We start from the raw sequence: 17,628 nt of genomic DNA, 5'->3' as shown, positions 1-17,628 counted from the left end.
GAGTGGGTGATTTGTGTCATTGCGTCAATTTGAAGTAACGTCTCGCTATTTCTGTGAGCGGACTTTCAAACAAGCGTTTCCGCCAGTAGAGATCCGTCACTTTCTTCACCGCTTCACTGCGCGATGGATAAGGGTAAATCATGCGTGACAACTTGCCAATCTTATCGCCGCGTTGCATTGCATAGACGACGATTTGCATCCAGTCGCCAGCTGATTCACCAACCGCATGTGCCCCGATAATCTTTCCATTTTTCTTCGTGATGACTTTGACAAAGCCCGCCTCTTGGCGTTCGGCGATGAAACGGTCCACTTCCGACAGTTTCGCTTCATATGTCTCGATGTCATCCCCGTAACGCTCACGCGCTTCTTTCTCCGTCATCCCAACGTGAAATACTTCGGGATCTGTGAACGTGATCCACGGTAGCTTACTGTAATCTACCTTGTTCCATAGTCCAAACAGTGCGTTTGCGACAACCGCTTTCCCTTCTTCGCCAGCCGCGTGTGTGAACGGTAACGTCTTGATCGTATCGCCAATCGCAAAGATATGCGGTTGTGAGGTCCGATACGAAGAAGAGACATCGATGTATCCTTTCGTCACTTGAACGTTTGCACGATCGAGACGAAGCGCGTCGATGCGTGGCACACGCCCTGTCGCCATGAGCAGTTTATCTGCCTCATATTCGACTGTCTCGCCGTCCACCTCTGTCGTGACACGAATGCGCCCGTCGACTTCATCGACCCGGTTGACCTTCACGCCGATTTTTAAGCGCATCGCCATCTCGAGTTGAGATTTTAGGTAAGTTGAGACGTCTTCATCTTCTTTTGGCAAGAACGCATCCTGTGCCTCGAGTACCGTAACTTGCGAGCCGAGTCGAACAAACGATTGTGCTAGCTCGAGGCCGACTGTCCCGGCACCGATGACAATGAGGCTTTCCGGAAGCGTCTCTTCTTCAAAAACCGTCTCGTTCGTTAAGTATGGGACTTGATCCAATCCGTCGATTGGAGGGACTGTCGGTTTTGAGCCGGTTGAGATGACGAATTTTTTCCCAATCAATAAATCGTCCCCGACTTTCAATTCTGTCGGGCTTTGGAAAGAAGCCTCTCCGATGTAAACGTCGACCCCGATCTTTTCAAAACGTTCTGTCCCATCATGGTCTTGGATAATAGCCCGCGCCTTGTCGACTCGTGCTTTCGACATTTGATAATGCTCGCCTCCATTGAATTCTGTTCCGAGAACACGGGCCGCGCGCATCATCGCATTCGCTTCTTTCGAGGCGGCAATCAATGCTTTCGACGGGACACATCCGACGTGCAGACAGTCGCCACCTAAATGTTTGTTCTTTTCAACAAGCGCGACTTTTGCGCCTAAGTTCGCTGCTCCTGCTGCTACCGTCATCCCAGCGGCACCACCGCCGATGACAATCAACTGATAGTCCTTCATCGAATCAACCTCCGGTATCGTTCACTCACATCTTCCATCCGCTTCCGGTTCACGCCAAAGTCTGAATAGCCGACACGTGACGCAGACCGAAACTCGACTTGTTGAGTGGAATCATCAAATAGAAAATTCACATCATCTTTAAAACGCATCACTTTCGAGGTCACCACATAATGAAGGCCCTCATCTGTTTCTTTGATCAGTTCGGCCCGTGGCAATTGGTTCATTGCCATCTTGATCGCTTCAATTGATTGGCCACGACTCCCCGCATATGGGAGAGGAGACATGCGTAACTCTTCAATCGAGGTTTGCGTCGAGACGGCATTTGGACTTCCTTTTAACGGCTTCAATGACTGATTGGCCATAACAAAAACCTCCCTCATTCTACATACATCTATATATGTAGCCTGAATTCGGGAGGTTTAACCCTGTTAATGTAGTTCGCTCGGGTCGAGAGGTAATAAAACCGTCACGGTCGTCCCGTGTCCGACCTCACTCTCGATGACGAGTTTTCCTTCATGTGCCTCAATCAACTCTTTGGAGATGGCGAGTCCGAGACCGCTACTCCCTTCCGTCACATGGGCCTGATAGAACATTTCGGTGATACGCTGCAAATGCTCACGTGAGATACCAGGACCTTCATCGATGATCGAGATGAAGGCGACACGTTCTGATTGAACGAAACGAATGGTCAATGTCCCGCCATCCGGTGAAAAGCGAATCGCATTCTCAAGAATGTTCAGGAACACTTGTTTCAATCGATTCTCATCAAATAGCCCGACTGACTTTTGAGGATAACGTTCGATGAGTGTAATGCCTTTGTCTTCGAGCGACTGCTTTAATTGCAACGTCACTTTTCGCAACAAGGAGACTAAATCGAGTTCCTGACGATACAAGACCAATCGACTCTCTTCAATCTTCGTGTAATCGAGAAGCTGCTCCACAAGACCAATCATGCGCTCTGTTTCCGAATGAATGATACTCAGACCAAGCTCCGTTTCTTCAGACAATTTCTCATCGCCACCTCGAATCGTCTCCGTCCATCCTTTAATCGATGTGAGCGGTGTCCGCAGTTCATGGGAGACGCTCGAGAGAAACTCATTACGTGTCGACTGGTGCTGCTGTACTTTCGCACCTAAATACGTGAGTGTCCGAGCCAATGCCCCAAGCTCATGTTTCTCATTCGACTCCACAGCGACGTCGAAATCACCTTGAGCCATCTCATCCGCCGTTTCGATGATTTGACGAATCGGACGGACGAAACGATCAGCGATTCGAATGACCGTATAGAGCGCGAGTAACCAGATGAGGACACCAATCATGACGACGGTCATCCAAATCTCACGAATCAGCGTGTCTAGGTCTTCGAGCGGGCGTGTAAAGCTAATCGCAAACTCTGACGTATCGTTCGTCATAATCGGACTGGTGACCGATAAGTAATGCTCGTCACCGACGTCATAGTCCTGAACGACCGACTCCCCTCGTGACAGCTCTTGCAATTGTTCTTGTGAAAAAGATGCCTGCCTCGTCCGTTGACCGGTCGTCTTGACGATGGAACCGCTCTGGTCGACAATCGTCAAATCGGTTCCGGGATATCCGAATGTCCGGACGAGAACGGAAAAGGCACTCGGCGTCTCAAACCCGACTTGGGCTTGAGGATATAAATATGCACTCGTGGTCGCATGACTGAGTAACGCTTCCGACTCATACTCGTAATAGTATCGATATGTCCCGTAAGACAAGACGCTGACGAGTAAAAGCAAGACGATCGTCACGACAATCATCATGCGAATGACTAACTGTTGTTTCATGCTTCATGTCTCCGCCATTTATATCCGTGACCCCATAATGTTTCAATGTAAATCGGATGACTCGGGTCATCTTCGATTTTTTGACGCAATCGACGAATGTTGACGTCGACGGTCTTGCGGTCACCGAAGTAGTTGACGCCCCATACCGCATCGAGTAGTGCATCACGCGATAAAACAATTTCCTCGTTTTGAACGAGATGACAAATCAAGTCATACTCCGTCGGCGTCAAATCGATCGATTGACCATACTTCGTCACTTGCTTCGCCGCAAGATCAATCGCGAATGGGCCTGACTTCAACCGCTTCGAGTCTTTTCGTTTCACTTTTTCCACACGTCGCAGCAGCGCTTGAATGCGTGCCACCAATTCGCCTGGACTGAACGGCTTGGCGATATAATCGTCCGCGCCTTTTCCGAGGCCTTCGATTTTATCTTCTTCGAGCGTTCGTGCCGTCAACATGATGATCCCGACGTTTTCATCGATATCTCGAATGGCCGCACACGCCTCGAACCCGTCCATCTCCGGCATCATAACGTCTAATAAGACGACATCGAACGGTTCACGGTCAAATGCGGTGACCGCTTCTCGTCCATTCGTCGCTTCGAACACATCGAAACCGGCTCGTTTTAAATTTACAATAATGAAGCTGCGAATCGCATGCTCGTCCTCAGCTACTAAAATTCGATTCATATTTACACCTCTTCTAGAGTTCACTTCTCTACATTATAGTTACGTTTTTGCGACAAGGTTGTCAATTGACCTTAAAAAGGTTTAGGATGGAGTCATTAGATTCTGAAGGAGGACCCCCTACTACTATGAGTTACAAGATGATTGTATTGGATATGGATGATACGCTCCTCACGAGCGACCATACGATTTCCCCTAAAACAAAAGAAGCACTTCTCGATGCGCAAGAGCGCGGCTATAAAGTCGTGCTCGCGAGTGGCCGACCAACGTTTGCGATGTGGGATGCAGCCCGTGAATTGGAACTTGCGAAGTACGGTAGCTTCATCTTATCGTTCAACGGTGCATCGGTCATCAATTGCGCGACGAACGAGGAAATTTTCTCGAGTACGCTTCAACCGGACACAGTCGCCCATCTCCATGATATCAGTGAACGGGAAGGAATCGCGATTCATACGTACGTCGGTAACGAAATCGTAACCGATCGCCCGAACCCGTATACGGATATCGAAGGTGAATTGACAGGTATGTCGGTCGTTCATGTCGATAACTTTAAAGAAGCCGTGACCGCACCAGTCGTCAAATGTTTGATGCTTGCCGATGGTGACACACTTGCTCCGATCGAGACGAAGCTTCAAGAAGAGTTGGCTGGAAAATTGGCCGTCGCTCGTTCAAAACCGTTCTTCCTAGAGTTCACGGAAGCCGGTGTCACAAAAGGGACAAGCCTCGCTTTCCTAGCAGATCAACTCGGCATCGCCCAGAAAGAAGTCATCGCTTGCGGTGATGGAAACAATGACTTGACGATGATTGAATGGGCAGGTCTCGGTGTTGCGATGGGTAACGCCAATACGACAGTCAAAGGGAAAGCAGACTTCATTACGAAGTCAAACAACGAAGACGGAATTGCGCATGTCATCGAGACATACATGGCGGACGTACTCGTCACGCAATAAGCTTCTGTTTGTAGAAAGGGAGGAAGTAAGATGAATAAAGGGTTGAAACGCGCTGGAGTCGGGCTGATTGGAACAGCGGTCGCGGGAGCGGCTTATGTGTTCCTTTCACCTAAACCAGCAACACGTTTAATCAAAACTTCGTTCGCAGGGGGGAACGAAGTGGAGATGAAGGGATTCGAGGAAGTCGTTCAAAAGACGTCTGTCCGAAAAGACATCGACTACTTGTCTTCTTATGACAACGGGACGTTTGATTTGATTCGCTATGAAGGCGACCGAAAACCTGTCCCAACAATCTTTTGGGTGCATGGTGGCTCATTCGTCGGTGGTGATAAATCTGACGTCTTAAAATACGCCACCTCGATTGCGAGTAACGGCTACAACGTCGTCAGTATCAACTACGCGCTTGCGCCAGATGTAACGTATCCGACACCACTTCAGCAAATGGAAGAAGCGTATGCATTCATCGCTGAAAACAACGATCGATTCCGTCTCGATTTGGACCGCGTCTTTTTCGCGGGTGATTCGAACGGTGGACAGCTCGTTGCACAGTTTGTCGGGATTCAGTTGAATGACGACTACTCGCCTTCGGCCGAAGTCAGACAAGTTGTACCGAAATCGTCTATCCTTGGAACCATCTTATTGTCTGCACCATTCGACTTGAAACGTTCATGGCTCGAATCATCGAAATCTGTGAACCGCTTCTTGTTCAAACGCATCGGTTGGGCTTATTTCGGCACATACAACTGGGAAACACTCCCGGTCGTCGCTGAAGCTTCGCCACTCGTCAACGTACCTGCCACATTCGTTCCGACGTTTATCGCTGACGGAAACGACCATTCGTTTGAAGATCAGGCGAAAGAATTTGCAACAATTCTCTCAGGTCGAACGGATGTGACGACTGTATTTTATGACCGGAACGAACACGAACTCGGTCATAACTATTACTTCGAAATGGACCGCCCGGCGGCAAATTCGACGTATCGCCGTCTGATCACGTTCTTACGTGAAACGACGAATCAATCCGTATAAAAATAAGCGACGTTCTCTGTTCGGAGAACGTCGCTTATTTTCGTTAGCGCAACAGTTCAAACGCGCGTCCAATCAATTCATTTCGAGAAGGAGATGTATGACGAAGTGCTTCAAGTCGATCAATCAAGGCCTGCTTCAATTCCTCATTTTCTACTAACTCCAGACATTCAATGTGTAACAACCACGCATCTGGATGTTCGGATAAAATGTCTGGAACGAGACCATCAATCGATTCGTCGCGTTCACGCATGAGGTGAATGCGATTGAACATCGGGTCATCCTTCGTCCATACACGTTCATCCCGTTCGATGATCACCGGCTTTTCAATGATCATCAATTCTTCCACCGTCGTTCCAGGGAATACCGATGGAAGTGAATCGACGCGTACTTCGAGTGAATCGAGTGAGATCGTCCGTCCTTCTAGTTGAACGGTCACACCTTCGAGCATGTCCAATGCACATGCTTGACGAAGGGTCGTTCCGTCTTCGAGGAGATCATCGCGGTCTAACGCAGATTCCGTGTCATGGACAATGAGAAGTCCGTGACGTTCTCGTTTCGTCAACTGACCACTTTGTACGACTGCGCACTCATCCCATTGGATAAGCGTATGTTCCTTCGATTCTGTCATATGGCGAACGATGCCGACACGTTCTGAACCGTCCTTGAGTCGAATCGTCGATTGACTTCCCGACGCCAATGCTTTTGTGACCGATTCAACCCCACCTTTTCGAATGGCCATTCTCCCCTCTAATTCATCTAAAACGGAAGAAAGCGTCTCAAAGTCTGGAATGACGAATAGTTCTTTTTGCATATTCGTCACGTCTTGCTTCGTCTGTAGCGCATGCTCCAAATCAAATGGATGTTTGACGACCGCATCGGTCAGACAGTGACGGCTTTCACCGACAGATGACAAGAGGCCCGCCCCGTAAATCATCGGATTCTCAAGGTCACCAATCAATCCAAATTCAACTGTCCACCAAAAGATGCGTGCGACTTGTTGTGCCTCTGAAAAACCGGTCACTTGTGCTTTCGCTTCGTGTACCGCTCGTTCTGCCGCCTCGATGTCTTGCTCGGTTGAGTTGGCGTTCTCTTTCACGATTGTCAAACGTTTCAACGCCGCGAACGAAGCATGCTCTTCTCGGTTCATGAACGCCTTCGCCCCTAGTTGACCGAAACGTTTGACGATTGCCGAGAACGTCGGGTCCATCAACATCGGCGCGTGACCTGCCGCCTCATGAATGATGTCAGGTGCTGGACTGTATAAGATATTCTCGACTTTTCGAATGTCCGTCGCGACCGGCAACATTCCGTTTCCTTGGAAATCAAAGAAAGCAACGCCTGGGATGAGTCCATCCACTGCGACCGTCGACCATCCCGCTGCCCGCATCTCATCCGTCATCTGTTCGACGTTCGGTAATCGGTCTGGTCCCATTCCCGTCCGTTTTAATCCTTCGATGTAAAACGGGTGCGCCTTTCCTTCTAACGTATGCAGATTCAAGCTTAAAACGAAACGCCAGACGGCGTGATCCGTTGGTGTGTATTCATTGTAAAACTGCGGTGAAATATGTGGGGCAAGATGTGCTGGAATCGATTGTGTCAACATGTGAAGTCCTCCTTTAAAGTCAAAAAAATCCCTATCGATTCAATCGATAGGGACGACAAAGCCGCGGTACCACCCTGGTTGCTAGAGATTATCTAGCCGCTTCATCCGATAACGGGGGACCGCTCAATCATGAGAGCTCGGGAACTGTAATTCGATTCATCTTTTGGGCGTGTTCGCAGCACCACACGCTCTCTGGGCCAGGGAAGATGTCTCTACTTCGGTTCCTTCTTCGCTTCTACTACGTATTCATTTCTCTATCTTTTATACAGTTATGCTGTTATGCATATATGCTTTTAAGCACTAAAGTGACGTCTTGTTAGTTACTGTACCAAAGGTTTTTCGATGCGTCAACAAAAAACAGTCTACGAATTTTCGTAGACTGTCAAAGACACCAATCAATCGGGGACTGTCCCCATTCGTTTAAAGCGTCATTCACTTGAGAAAACGGCTTCGATCCGAAGAATCCACGATGGGATGATAGTGGGCTCGGGTGAACGGACGTGAGCACTTTATGCTGCTCCCCAATCCATTTCATTTTCTTCTTGGCGTCATTCCCCCACAGGATGAATACAATCGGCTCTTCACGACTCCCAAGCCGCTCAATCACCGAGTCGGTGAATTGTTCCCACCCCTTCCCACGATGCGAGCCCGCCTTTCCCGCTTCGACCGTCAGCGCTGTATTCAAGAGGAGGACTCCTTGTTTCGCCCACTTTTCTAAATTCCCACTCTCCGGCATGTCACACCCGATGTCGTCCTTTAGTTCTTGAAAAATATTTCGTAACGACGGTGGGAAACGCACCCCATCCTGTACCGAAAAACTGAGACCATGCGCTTGGTTTGGTCCATGATACGGGTCTTGCCCTAAGATCACGCATTTCACGTCACTGAACTTCGTGTAAATAAACGCATTCCAAATGTCTTCACGGTTTGGATAAACGATTGTCTCTTCATACGCTTGATCGACGAATTGCTTCAACTGTTGGAAATAAGGTTGACTCATCTCGTCTTGGATGATGTCTGTCCAATCTCCAAGTAAACGACTCGATAACTGCTCTCCCATTGCATACTCCCCTTTCCCTTTGTATGATACCCAAAATGCGTGCATACAAAAAGACGAGTCAATCGACTCGTCTTTCGCATCATACCGTTACTGCGCCTGCAACTTCTTTCGCAAGTGCTTCTGCTTTCGCTTTCGCGTCTGCAACGATTTCTTCGATTTTGTCCGGGTATTGGTTCATCCCTTCAACCGCTACCGTCGTCACTTCAGACACACCGACGAACGCGAGCGCTTGGCGAAGGTATGCGTCTGCAAAGTTAAGGTCAGTTCCTGTGTAGATCCCACCTGTTCCTTGGATGTGGATCGCTTGTTTGTTTTCAAGCAATCCGACAGGACCTTGCTCCGTGTAACGGAACGTTTTACCCGCCATGAGGACGCTGTCGAGGAACATTTTCATGCGTGCCGGGAAGAAGAAGTTCCACATTGGCGTTGCGAATACATAAAGGTCCGCTTCCATGAACTTCTCGAGCATGCCGCTCATTGTGCCTACTTTTTTCGCTTCCACGTCAGTGAGTGCTTCGCCTGATGCGAATTTACCCCATGCGCTGAGCACGTCTCCATCGATTTCTTGTACATCGACATCGTAGAGTTCGATTGCTTCTACTTCGATTGATGCGTTTTCAGCCTTGAGTGTTGATACGAAAGTTTCTGCAACTTGTTTGCTGTATGAAAGTTCAGTTGGTTTCGGGTTAGCCGATACATATAATACTTTAGTCATCGTGTAATCCTCCATTTGGGTAATCTCTAATTTTTTTCAATAACAGTTAGAACTATATCATCTGTATATCTCATCGTCAATTATTTTAACTTCAAGATATTAATGAAAAAAGCAACGGGCTTTATTTGCCCGCTGCGTTATAACCGACTCGTTTCAATAACGAAATCAATTGTTCCGTCTCTTCATCGTTTAACGGTCCGTATATATCTTTAAAGATTTCGATGTGCTGTGGATAGACGACATCCATGAGCGCCTTCCCATCCTCTGTTAACGAGGCGTATGTGACGCGACGGTCGGACGGACAGGCGATTCGTTCAATCAGCCCACGCTTTTCCAACTTGTCGATCACGTATGTCACGCTACCACTCGTAATCAAAATCTGGTCCCCGATTTGTTGTAACGGGGTATCTCCTCGTTTATACAAAACGGATAAAACACCGAACTCTGTTGAATTTAACTGGTGGCGTCGTAAATCTTCTTTCACACGATCGCTGATGGCATCCATCGTTCGTGCGAGAACGACCCATGCCTTCAATTCAAGGGATTCAATCATGTCGGTTTCACCTCAATTCGTTCATCATATATCACTAGTATAGCAGGACTTATGCAGTATAAGCCGGGAAAAATACTTCGTCAAGGAACTTCTTCATTGTCGCGTATGTCGGAAACGTTTAGAATGGTAGTATTGTGATTTTAAGAAAGGGTGGACCGTATGCGTGAGTATTACGAAATTTCATTGACGATTAAACGGGAGTTTTTGCATGCTGTCATCGATTTGTTGAATCGGGAAGGCATCGCACCGGACTATGCGCTCGAAAAGGAAGGCGCGGTCTTTTTATTATTCAATCATTTACCTTGGCCAAACGTGACCCGTGAACCGCACGCCGTGGAACGTTTCTTGTTGACGTTGAAGCGATCGGATTATTTATTCGTCAAAACGAAACGTAAATCACCGGTCCCAGACCATGAACCGGTCGCCTGCATGGGCGCCCTCGTTTCTCCGTTTCATGAACATCTGCGTATCGAACTCGCAGTGGATGAGTCTGAAGCGAGTCATTTAGATATGTCCGCATTCCGTCATTATTAAACGAATGACATGTTCCAATCCCCATGAAGATCAGCCGAAAGTGCTGACGGTCATGGGGATTTTTTAGGAGTAACCGATTTCGCAGACGGGAATAAAGGACAGTATTCGAACCGAAAAGGAGATATGTTGGAATGGACACAGTCATGTTAATCGTCAATCCATCCTCAGGAAAAGAATTGGGGGAACAACACGCGACACATGCCGAGGAAGTGTTGCGTGAACGGTATGGACACGTCGATGTCCGCTTCACCGAGAAAGAACAGGATGCGACGAACTTTGCACGAGAAGCAGCAGAAAAACAATATAAGGCCGTCATTGCGATGGGTGGGGACGGGACGTTGAACGAAGCGGTCACCGGACTTGCGGAAGCGCCTCATCGTCCCGACTTTGGAATCATCCCGCTCGGTACGGTCAATGACCTTGCCCGCGCACTTGGTGTACCAAATGATCCAAAAAAAGCGATTGAAGCTCTTCGTAACGCTGAACCGACACCGATGGATATCGGAAAATATGAGAACGGCTATTTTATGAACGTCATTGCCATTGGTCTCATTGCCGAGGCGGTCGATGAAGTGAGTGTGGAAGAAAAGACAAAGTGGGGGCCGTTCGCCTATCTAATTGAAGGCGTGAAGGCGTTCCGTGAACATAGTCCTTATGCGTTGTCGATTGAAAGTGAGGACGGTCAATTTGATGGCGAAGCTTATCTCGTCGTCATCGCTTTGACGAACTCGGTCGGAGGATTTGAGAATTTCGAACCGGACGCACGACTGAACGATGGTCTGTTGCACGTCTATATTTTTGAAGAACTCGGTCTAAAAGACGCACTTCAATTAACGCCTGCCCTATTCACAGGAAAATTAAAGGAAACGGACAGTGTCACGTCATTCTGTACGACACGGGTGAGCGTCCACTCGCCTGAATCTCTTCCTGTAAATGCAGACGGTGACACTGGTGGAACGTTGCCATTTACATTTGAAATTTTACCGAGTCATTTGAACGTATTGAAGCCCGTCTAAGAGAAGGATTTTTATGAACGAAACCGAATGTTAACAAGCGAGAAAGGAGAATGACCTATGAACATCTCGCTTATTCAACTTACAACAGCATCCGACGAAATCGTCGAGACATTCAATCGCTGGAATAATGACCAACAAATCGTGCATTTGATTCGTCCGAGTCGGTCTGAAGAAGAATTGACCGCTCATTATGAGATGACGGTCGAAGATTTAGAGGATCGTCTTCTGACACATGATATTTTTCTCATTTATGCAGACGACCATCTCGTCGGTGAAATGAACGTCATGTATGACCCCCCTCATCTGTACCGTCAAGAACCTGGTACGGCGTGGCTCGGGTTTGTCATCGGGGAATCCGTAGGACGCGGCAAAGGCGTGGGCACGGAGTCCCTTCGTTTGCTGGAGGAGAAACTGCGGGCGCAGGGGACGCCTCGCATGGAGCTCGGCGTGTTCGCCTTCAATCACGCGGCCCATCGTCTCTATTCGAAACTCGGTTACCAAGAAATCGGACGAATCGAGCACTTCACTTACTGGGACGGTCAATTTTGGTCCGATATCCGAATGGAAAAACGACTCAACTAAAAAGCCCTTTCACGTCACGTGAAAGGGCTTTGACTTAGTTGTTCAAGTTCTCGACTTCGACGATTCGGAAGCCTTTTTGTTCAAGCTTGGCAACAACTTTGTTCTTCATGTCTTCTTCGCAATCCGGTGGTAACGTCACGAGTACGCGACGCAACACCTTACTTTTTGCATCAAGCGTCATCAAGCTTGCGATTGACGTATACTTGTTCACGATTTTTGTAATCTTCTCGAGCGCTCCTGCCTGTTCGCTCAAGGCAATCGTCAAGACGTAACTACCTGTGTCACGACTCCATGCCTCTTCGAGCATCCCAAGCATCTTCCCGTGTGGAAGAATACCATAAAACTCATTGCTTTCATCTTTCAATACGGCAATGTATGGCAATTCTTTAATCGAGAAAAAGACTTCGAAGAATCCGTCTGATTCATGAACGTATTTTTGCGTATTTTTAATGAGCGTCATCACATTATCGTCCATGTTTTCCCCGTTCATTCCATGACGATAAATATGCATTTTATAAATGTTACCGCGGAAAAATTTCCCCGTCTCGTCTAAAACAGGCACACAACGATATCCTGTTTCTTCAAGCGTATGAAGCGCTTCCCGCAATGTTGCCTTTTCACTGATTGTGACAACATCTTTCTTCGGGATACATAAGCTATGCACTAACATGCGTTTTCCTCCCAGCCAATAATAAAGTGGTCTACACCCTATTCATTATTATTCCCCAAATATGATGAACATCCTGCATACTTTTTCTGAAAAGTTATGAACACTTCTTGTAATCCTTGCATTTGTCGGAATACGAAAAAGTCGTTATAGTGAAACTATCCAAACAGACAAAGGGGATGGACGATTATGACGATGAAAAAAGCATTGACGATTGCCGGTTCTGATACGAGCGGCGGCGCGGGTATCCAAGCCGACCTCAAAACGATGGAAGAACTCGGTGTGTACGGTATGACAGCTTTGACTGTCATTGTGGCACAAGATCCACACAACGCATGGAACCACGAAGTCTTTCCAATCGACACGACATTGATTGAGAAACAAATCGATACAGTGCTCGCTGGGATTGGAGTCGATGCAGTGAAGACGGGGATGCTCCCGACACCTGAAATCATCGAACTCGCAGCACGTAAGATTAAAGAATACGGAATCGAGAATGCCGTCGTTGACCCGGTCATGGCATGTAAAGGTGCGGATGAGATCCTTGACCCGAACGTTGCGGTCGCGATGCGTCAACACCTCGTACCAGTCGCAAAAATCATCACACCAAACTTATTCGAGGCGCGTATGCTCGCTGGCCTCGATAAAACACCATCGACGATGGACGAAATCAAAGAAGCGGCTCTCCTCATCCATGAGCTTGGCGCTGAAATCGTCATCGTCAAAGTCGGTGGCAAACTTGGTTTCGATACAGCATTCGACGTCTTGTATGACGGAAACGAATTCCGTCTACTTGAAAGTGAAAAAATCGAGCCTGCGTTCACACACGGCGGTGGATGCACGTTCTCTTCTGCCATCGCGGCTTCTCTCGCAAACGGCCATACAGTCGAAGAAGCGATTGAAATCGGAAAAGAATTTATCACTGAAGCAGTTCGTCACTCATTCCGTCTCAACCAATACGTCGGACCGACGAACCATACGGGATACCGTAAAAAAGTAGCAACACAATCGTAAACAGATGACCCGAAACGCGACGTTTCGGGTCATCCTTTCCATTGGAGGGACAGACGTGAAAGCGATTCAACCTGATCACATTCAGCAATATTTAGACAATCACGTCGCAACGCCACTTTTCGTGCATGTCGAGACGACAAATGGTGCCTATGCGACACATAACGACCCGGACTTCCATAACGCCGGAATGTTTATCCGTAATGCCAAAATCGAATATAGCATCGGTCAAATCAAAGGTAACGGACCTTATCGTGTCGGCTTAAAGCTCGATCACGGCTGGCTCTATGTTGAAGGATTGACCGACTATGAGGTGCACGGCGAACAGTTACTACTCGCTGGTCACGATCGTCTCGGTCGACTGGCGTGTGCGCTGCATATCGATATCAAACCGCTCCCTCAAGGAGCATCGGAGGTGGAGAACCAATGAATGGACCATTACTCGTCATTTTCCCACACCCGGACGATGAGGCGTTCAGCTCGGCCGGAACAATCATCCAACATCGTCAAAAAGGACTCCCGGTCACGTATGTCTGCTTAACACTCGGCGAGATGGGACGCAACATGGGTTCCCCAATCTTTACGACGCGTGAGGAGCTCCCTAAAATTCGAAAGCATGAACTTGAAGAAGCTTGTCGGATGATGGGCATCGAGGACCTGCGCATGTGGGGACTTCGTGATAAAACGGTTGAATTTGAGGACGAGGCAGAGCTCGCTGGTCGCTTCCGCGCCTTGATTGACGAAGTGAAGCCGGAAACGGTCATCTCGTTCTATCCAGGATATGCCGTCCACCCGGACCATGAAGCGACAGCTCGTGCTGTCGTACGAGCACTTCAGGAGATGGGAGAGTCACGCCCTGAGTTTTTAGGTGTCGCCTTCGATCGCCGCACAGAAGAAGAACTCGGACAACCTCACGTGATCGTCGATGTGACGGAAGAGAGCGAGCAGAAAAAAGACTCTCTCTTTGCTCATCGTTCTCAGACGGAAGGTCTACTTCGCGCGATTGACAACGCAGAAAACGCCCACGTCATGGAGTTACTCCAACGTGAGCGCTTCTATCATTATCCGTTCTCATGATTCATAGGCTAGACGGGTCATATAAAGCAATGCCCCGACGGTCCCAAGACCGATTAACGTTCCGAATACTACGACGATTTGTCCCATGTTTTCACCTCTTCTAGACTATACGAACAATTCCATTCATTGGTTTCAAACACGTGCCGTTCGCACGTGTTTTTTTTAGAAATAAAGAACGTAAATCACGATGGCCAATACGATTCGATAGACCGCGAACGGCATCAATTTCACTTTGTTGATCAACTTCAAAAAGAACTTAATCGAAATAAGCGCGAACAGAAACGCACTGATGAACCCGACGATAAACACCGGCAATGTATCGAGCGTAAAGTACGTCCATTTGCTATAAAGCGATAACGCACTCGCTCCGAACATAATGGGTACCGCCATGATGAACGTAAAATCCGCCGCTGCCCGATGACTCATCCCAATGAGGACGCCACCTGAAATCGTCGAACCCGACCGTGAGAATCCTGGCCATAGCGAGAAACATTGAATTAGTCCGACGCCGAGCGCTTGCTTATACGTGATGTCATCGAGCGTTGCAGTCGTTTGTCGTTTCACACCTGATAAATCTGCGGCAATCATAAAGAAAGCCCCAATGACTAACCCAATCAACACCGTCTTGACCGAGAAGAGGTGTGTATCGATGTAGTCCTCGAACAATATACCGAGGACACCGGCCGGAAGCAGTCCAATCAAAATATGTATCAGATTGAATTGGCGTACTGTCTCGTTTTGCCTTATTGTGAATAGCGCCTTCGGATTCAGCAACGCTTTGAATCGGTCTCGAAAGACGACAACAACCGCTAAAATCGAACCTAATTGAATGACGATTTTAAAGGTGTTCGCCACTTCCTGACCTAAAAACTGACTCGAGTTCAACCAAAGCCCGTCCACGAGAATCATATGACCTGTCGACGAGACCGGAGCGAATTCAGTCAGCCCCTCAACGACTCCTAATAAAAAACCTACGAATAACTCATACCATTCCACGATGTTTCTCCTGTAATTCCTTTAGATTGTTCTCATCATACACTTCTCCTCACCATCTTGCGTCCGTCTTAAGACGTAAAAACAGGCATGGCTTATGGCCCATGCCTGCAAGAATTATCGTGCAGTCGCATGAACGACCCACACAACAAGTCCAATCATTGAAAACGCCAAAAATAGCGACGTTGTCGTCCCTATGATAAAGACAACCCCTAACCCGAGAATGCCAAGATGCCACAGCATCGAGACAGATGATTCCGTCGTCGCTCGAATGGATGAAGGAACTTGATGATGCAAAAGTCCATAATAGAGCGGCTCCATCGCCCCATATAGAAGTGCCAACAATCCCATGACACCAATTCCGATTGGACTCGGAAATAAGCCGATAAAGAGAAACCCGCCACCCATCATCCAACCGAATCGCTTCAACCAACGTTCCGAAGGCGCAACACGCACGATGGTTCCTGCGAATAGTTGTCCAGGTAACTGGATCAATAGCAACCCACTTGAAATGACACCGAACCAATAGATCGGAACGGACACATCGCGAGCGTACAGTTGCCAAAATTCATCGATGAAGTTAAAAGCGGATACCGCTGCCAAAAAACCGATTGTGACATAACGAAGTTGTCGGTTTGACCAAATGAATTGAAATCCTTTGAACAAATGGCGCCACGTCAAACGTTCCTCCCGCTCTCGATGAGTCGGTTCAACGAGAAATACGCTACATAGTGTCGCCATCATCAAACTCAAAATCGAGATTCCATAGTTCCACTCCAAAGGAAGGTACTGAGCCAACATACTACCACTCAATGCTGCCACCACAGCAGCCACAATCCCAATCGCGTTCAGCTTCCCAAGAACTCGTTCGAATGACGACGCTTCGTGACTTTCCTGTAAGGACTCGTATAGCAGCGCATTCTCTGCCCCACTTCGAATGACCGACCCAACGGCCGAACAGCTGATTGCGACAAAGAAACCCGTGAACGTGAACGAATACAAAATGACGATAAACGACAGCCATTCTAACGCGACACCGATTTGGACAAGTCGACGCCGTGCCGTATGGTCCGCCCATACACCAGTCGGTACTTCGAACAGAACGATGATGAGCGCATATACCATCTCTAAATAAACGACTTCCTGAATGGAGATGCCCCGTGACTCCCAGAACAGCCGTTCAATCACGTATGCGGGAATCAAGCCTTCAAACCAACGAATCCATCCTAATCGGACAACGTTTCGACGAACTTAACTAGGTGAACGTGCTCGTTTTCTCATTTGAATCTCCTCCTTACTTGTCTATTCCCGAAAACACAAAAAAACCACGAGATTCCTCTCGTGGTTGACGTGTTATTTCAATAAGTTGAGAATCTCGCGATTGAACGCCGGAATGTCATCCGGCTGACGGCTCGTCACAAGCTGATTCTGACAGACGACAACTTCTTTATCCGCATATTTGGCACCGGCATACTCCATGTCGACTTTAATCGATTTGTAGCCGGTCGCGTCACGACCTTCTAACGTCTTCGCCGTAATCAACAGCTGTGGTCCGTGACAGATGGCAAAGACAGGTTTTTTCGCATCCATGAAAGCTTTCGCGAACGAGACGAAACGCTCGTCCTCACGCAACAAGTCAGGAGAGAATCCGCCTGGTAAGAGAAGGGCGTCAAAATCTTCTGGCGATACATCGTCAATCGATTGATCGATGTTCACTTTCGCCTCTCCTTGCTTTCCTTCTACCGTGTTGCCTGCTTTCTTCTCGATCGTCACGACGTCATGTCCCGCATCCACCAATGCGTCACGGGGACCCGTGAATTCTACATCTTCAAACATATCTGTAATGAGCGTTGCTACTTTTGCCATGTTCTAAACACTCCTTCTGTTTGTTTTATGCACATAG

The 17,628-nt window shown here is 48.0% G+C and carries 20 protein-coding genes and 1 other annotated feature; of the genes, 8 read left to right on the top strand and 12 right to left on the bottom strand.

Features of this window, described 5'->3' with window-relative positions; all coding sequences use genetic code 11:
* Positions 1–16: 16 nt before the first annotated feature.
* From KNO86_RS10355 to KNO86_RS10340, 4 genes are all read right to left on the bottom strand, one after another.
* Entirely contained in the window at positions 17–1,441 is a 1,425-nt protein-coding gene (locus tag KNO86_RS10355) for a dihydrolipoyl dehydrogenase family protein (protein WP_214695924.1), read from the bottom strand.
* Positions 1,438–1,803: a DUF1499 domain-containing protein gene (locus KNO86_RS10350; RefSeq protein WP_214695922.1), complete on the bottom strand. Its 366-nt coding sequence runs from the start codon at positions 1,801–1,803 to the stop codon at positions 1,438–1,440. Before KNO86_RS10350 ends, KNO86_RS10355 begins: the two co-directional genes overlap by 4 nt.
* A gap of 66 nt (positions 1,804–1,869) precedes the next feature.
* Positions 1,870–3,249: a sensor histidine kinase gene (locus tag KNO86_RS10345; RefSeq protein ID WP_214695920.1), complete on the bottom strand. Its 1,380-nt coding sequence runs from the start codon at positions 3,247–3,249 to the stop codon at positions 1,870–1,872.
* The gene (locus KNO86_RS10340) at positions 3,246–3,938 is read right to left on the bottom strand and encodes a response regulator transcription factor (RefSeq protein ID WP_026824524.1); all 693 of its coding nucleotides are present in this window, start codon (positions 3,936–3,938) and stop codon (positions 3,246–3,248) included. Before KNO86_RS10340 ends, KNO86_RS10345 begins: the two co-directional genes overlap by 4 nt.
* Before the next feature lie 125 nt (positions 3,939–4,063).
* Between KNO86_RS10340 and KNO86_RS10335 the strand changes: the two genes are divergently transcribed.
* The gene (locus KNO86_RS10335) at positions 4,064–4,885 is read left to right on the top strand and encodes a Cof-type HAD-IIB family hydrolase (RefSeq protein WP_214695912.1); all 822 of its coding nucleotides are present in this window, start codon (positions 4,064–4,066) and stop codon (positions 4,883–4,885) included.
* 30 nt (positions 4,886–4,915) lie between these two features.
* Complete coding sequence (locus KNO86_RS10330; RefSeq protein WP_214695910.1) at positions 4,916–5,914, top strand: alpha/beta hydrolase; 999 nt, start codon at positions 4,916–4,918, stop codon at positions 5,912–5,914.
* A 43-nt stretch (positions 5,915–5,957) separates the two neighbouring features.
* On the opposite strand, the gene KNO86_RS10325 is transcribed toward KNO86_RS10330, so the two are convergent.
* From KNO86_RS10325 to KNO86_RS10310, 4 genes are all read right to left on the bottom strand, one after another.
* Positions 5,958–7,517: an aromatic amino acid hydroxylase gene (locus KNO86_RS10325; RefSeq protein ID WP_214695908.1), complete on the bottom strand. Its 1,560-nt coding sequence runs from the start codon at positions 7,515–7,517 to the stop codon at positions 5,958–5,960.
* A 45-nt stretch (positions 7,518–7,562) separates the two neighbouring features.
* Positions 7,563–7,756, bottom strand: a binding site (T-box leader).
* Between the two features lie 143 nt (positions 7,757–7,899).
* Positions 7,900–8,577, bottom strand: coding sequence for a uracil-DNA glycosylase (locus KNO86_RS10320; protein ID WP_214695906.1), 678 nt, complete (start codon positions 8,575–8,577; stop codon positions 7,900–7,902).
* 79 nt (positions 8,578–8,656) lie between these two features.
* The gene (locus tag KNO86_RS10315; RefSeq protein ID WP_015880490.1) at positions 8,657–9,292 is read right to left on the bottom strand and encodes an FMN-dependent NADH-azoreductase; all 636 of its coding nucleotides are present in this window, start codon (positions 9,290–9,292) and stop codon (positions 8,657–8,659) included.
* A 121-nt stretch (positions 9,293–9,413) separates the two neighbouring features.
* Positions 9,414–9,845, bottom strand: coding sequence for a MarR family winged helix-turn-helix transcriptional regulator (locus KNO86_RS10310; RefSeq protein ID WP_214695904.1), 432 nt, complete (start codon positions 9,843–9,845; stop codon positions 9,414–9,416).
* Between the two features lie 159 nt (positions 9,846–10,004).
* Here KNO86_RS10310 and KNO86_RS10305 point away from each other — a divergent pair, with 159 nt between their 5' ends.
* From KNO86_RS10305 to KNO86_RS10295, 3 genes are all read left to right on the top strand, one after another.
* Positions 10,005–10,379 (top strand): hypothetical protein, encoded by a 375-nt coding sequence (locus tag KNO86_RS10305; protein ID WP_074034233.1) that lies wholly within the window; start codon positions 10,005–10,007, stop codon positions 10,377–10,379.
* A gap of 131 nt (positions 10,380–10,510) precedes the next feature.
* Positions 10,511–11,395, top strand: coding sequence for a diacylglycerol/lipid kinase family protein (locus KNO86_RS10300; RefSeq protein WP_214695902.1), 885 nt, complete (start codon positions 10,511–10,513; stop codon positions 11,393–11,395).
* Between the two features lie 57 nt (positions 11,396–11,452).
* On the top strand, positions 11,453–11,977 hold the full coding sequence (locus KNO86_RS10295) for a GNAT family N-acetyltransferase (RefSeq protein WP_214695900.1): 525 nt from the start codon (positions 11,453–11,455) through the stop codon (positions 11,975–11,977).
* A gap of 34 nt (positions 11,978–12,011) precedes the next feature.
* Here KNO86_RS10295 and cbpA read toward each other — a convergent pair whose 3' ends face one another.
* Entirely contained in the window at positions 12,012–12,647 is a 636-nt protein-coding gene (gene cbpA, locus KNO86_RS10290) for a cyclic di-AMP binding protein CbpA (RefSeq protein ID WP_214695898.1), read from the bottom strand.
* A gap of 186 nt (positions 12,648–12,833) precedes the next feature.
* Here cbpA and pdxK point away from each other — a divergent pair, with 186 nt between their 5' ends.
* From pdxK to bshB2, 3 genes are read left to right on the top strand one after another with little or no spacing between them, the layout of a single operon-like run.
* On the top strand, positions 12,834–13,658 hold the full coding sequence (gene pdxK, locus KNO86_RS10285) for a pyridoxine/pyridoxal/pyridoxamine kinase (RefSeq protein ID WP_214695896.1): 825 nt from the start codon (positions 12,834–12,836) through the stop codon (positions 13,656–13,658).
* Between the two features lie 55 nt (positions 13,659–13,713).
* Positions 13,714–14,085, top strand: coding sequence for a YojF family protein (locus KNO86_RS10280; protein WP_214695888.1), 372 nt, complete (start codon positions 13,714–13,716; stop codon positions 14,083–14,085).
* A complete protein-coding gene (gene bshB2, locus KNO86_RS10275; protein ID WP_074034220.1) occupies positions 14,082–14,732 on the top strand; it encodes a bacillithiol biosynthesis deacetylase BshB2 in 651 nt (216 codons plus the stop codon). The genes KNO86_RS10280 and bshB2 overlap by 4 nt, the downstream gene beginning before the upstream one ends.
* 162 nt (positions 14,733–14,894) lie before the next feature.
* Here bshB2 and KNO86_RS10270 read toward each other — a convergent pair whose 3' ends face one another.
* The 3 genes from KNO86_RS10270 to KNO86_RS10260 all read right to left on the bottom strand — a co-directional run bounded on the left by KNO86_RS10270 (position 14,895) and on the right by KNO86_RS10260 (position 17,591).
* Positions 14,895–15,728 carry an undecaprenyl-diphosphate phosphatase gene (locus KNO86_RS10270; RefSeq protein WP_214695886.1) on the bottom strand — a complete coding sequence of 278 codons (834 nt, stop codon included), beginning with the start codon at positions 15,726–15,728 and terminating at the stop codon, positions 14,895–14,897.
* 114 nt (positions 15,729–15,842) lie between these two features.
* A complete protein-coding gene (locus tag KNO86_RS10265) occupies positions 15,843–16,928 on the bottom strand; it encodes an MFS transporter (RefSeq protein ID WP_251126985.1) in 1,086 nt (361 codons plus the stop codon).
* Positions 16,929–17,078: 150 nt separating this feature from the next.
* Positions 17,079–17,591: a type 1 glutamine amidotransferase domain-containing protein gene (locus KNO86_RS10260; RefSeq protein ID WP_026824537.1), complete on the bottom strand. Its 513-nt coding sequence runs from the start codon at positions 17,589–17,591 to the stop codon at positions 17,079–17,081.
* Positions 17,592–17,628: the final 37 nt, after the last annotated feature.

Source organism: Exiguobacterium sp. s160 (assembly GCF_018617575.1).
GTDB classification, from domain to species: domain Bacteria; phylum Bacillota; class Bacilli; order Exiguobacteriales; family Exiguobacteriaceae; genus Exiguobacterium; species Exiguobacterium aestuarii_A.
This window is presented reverse-complemented; position numbering and strand designations above follow the sequence as displayed.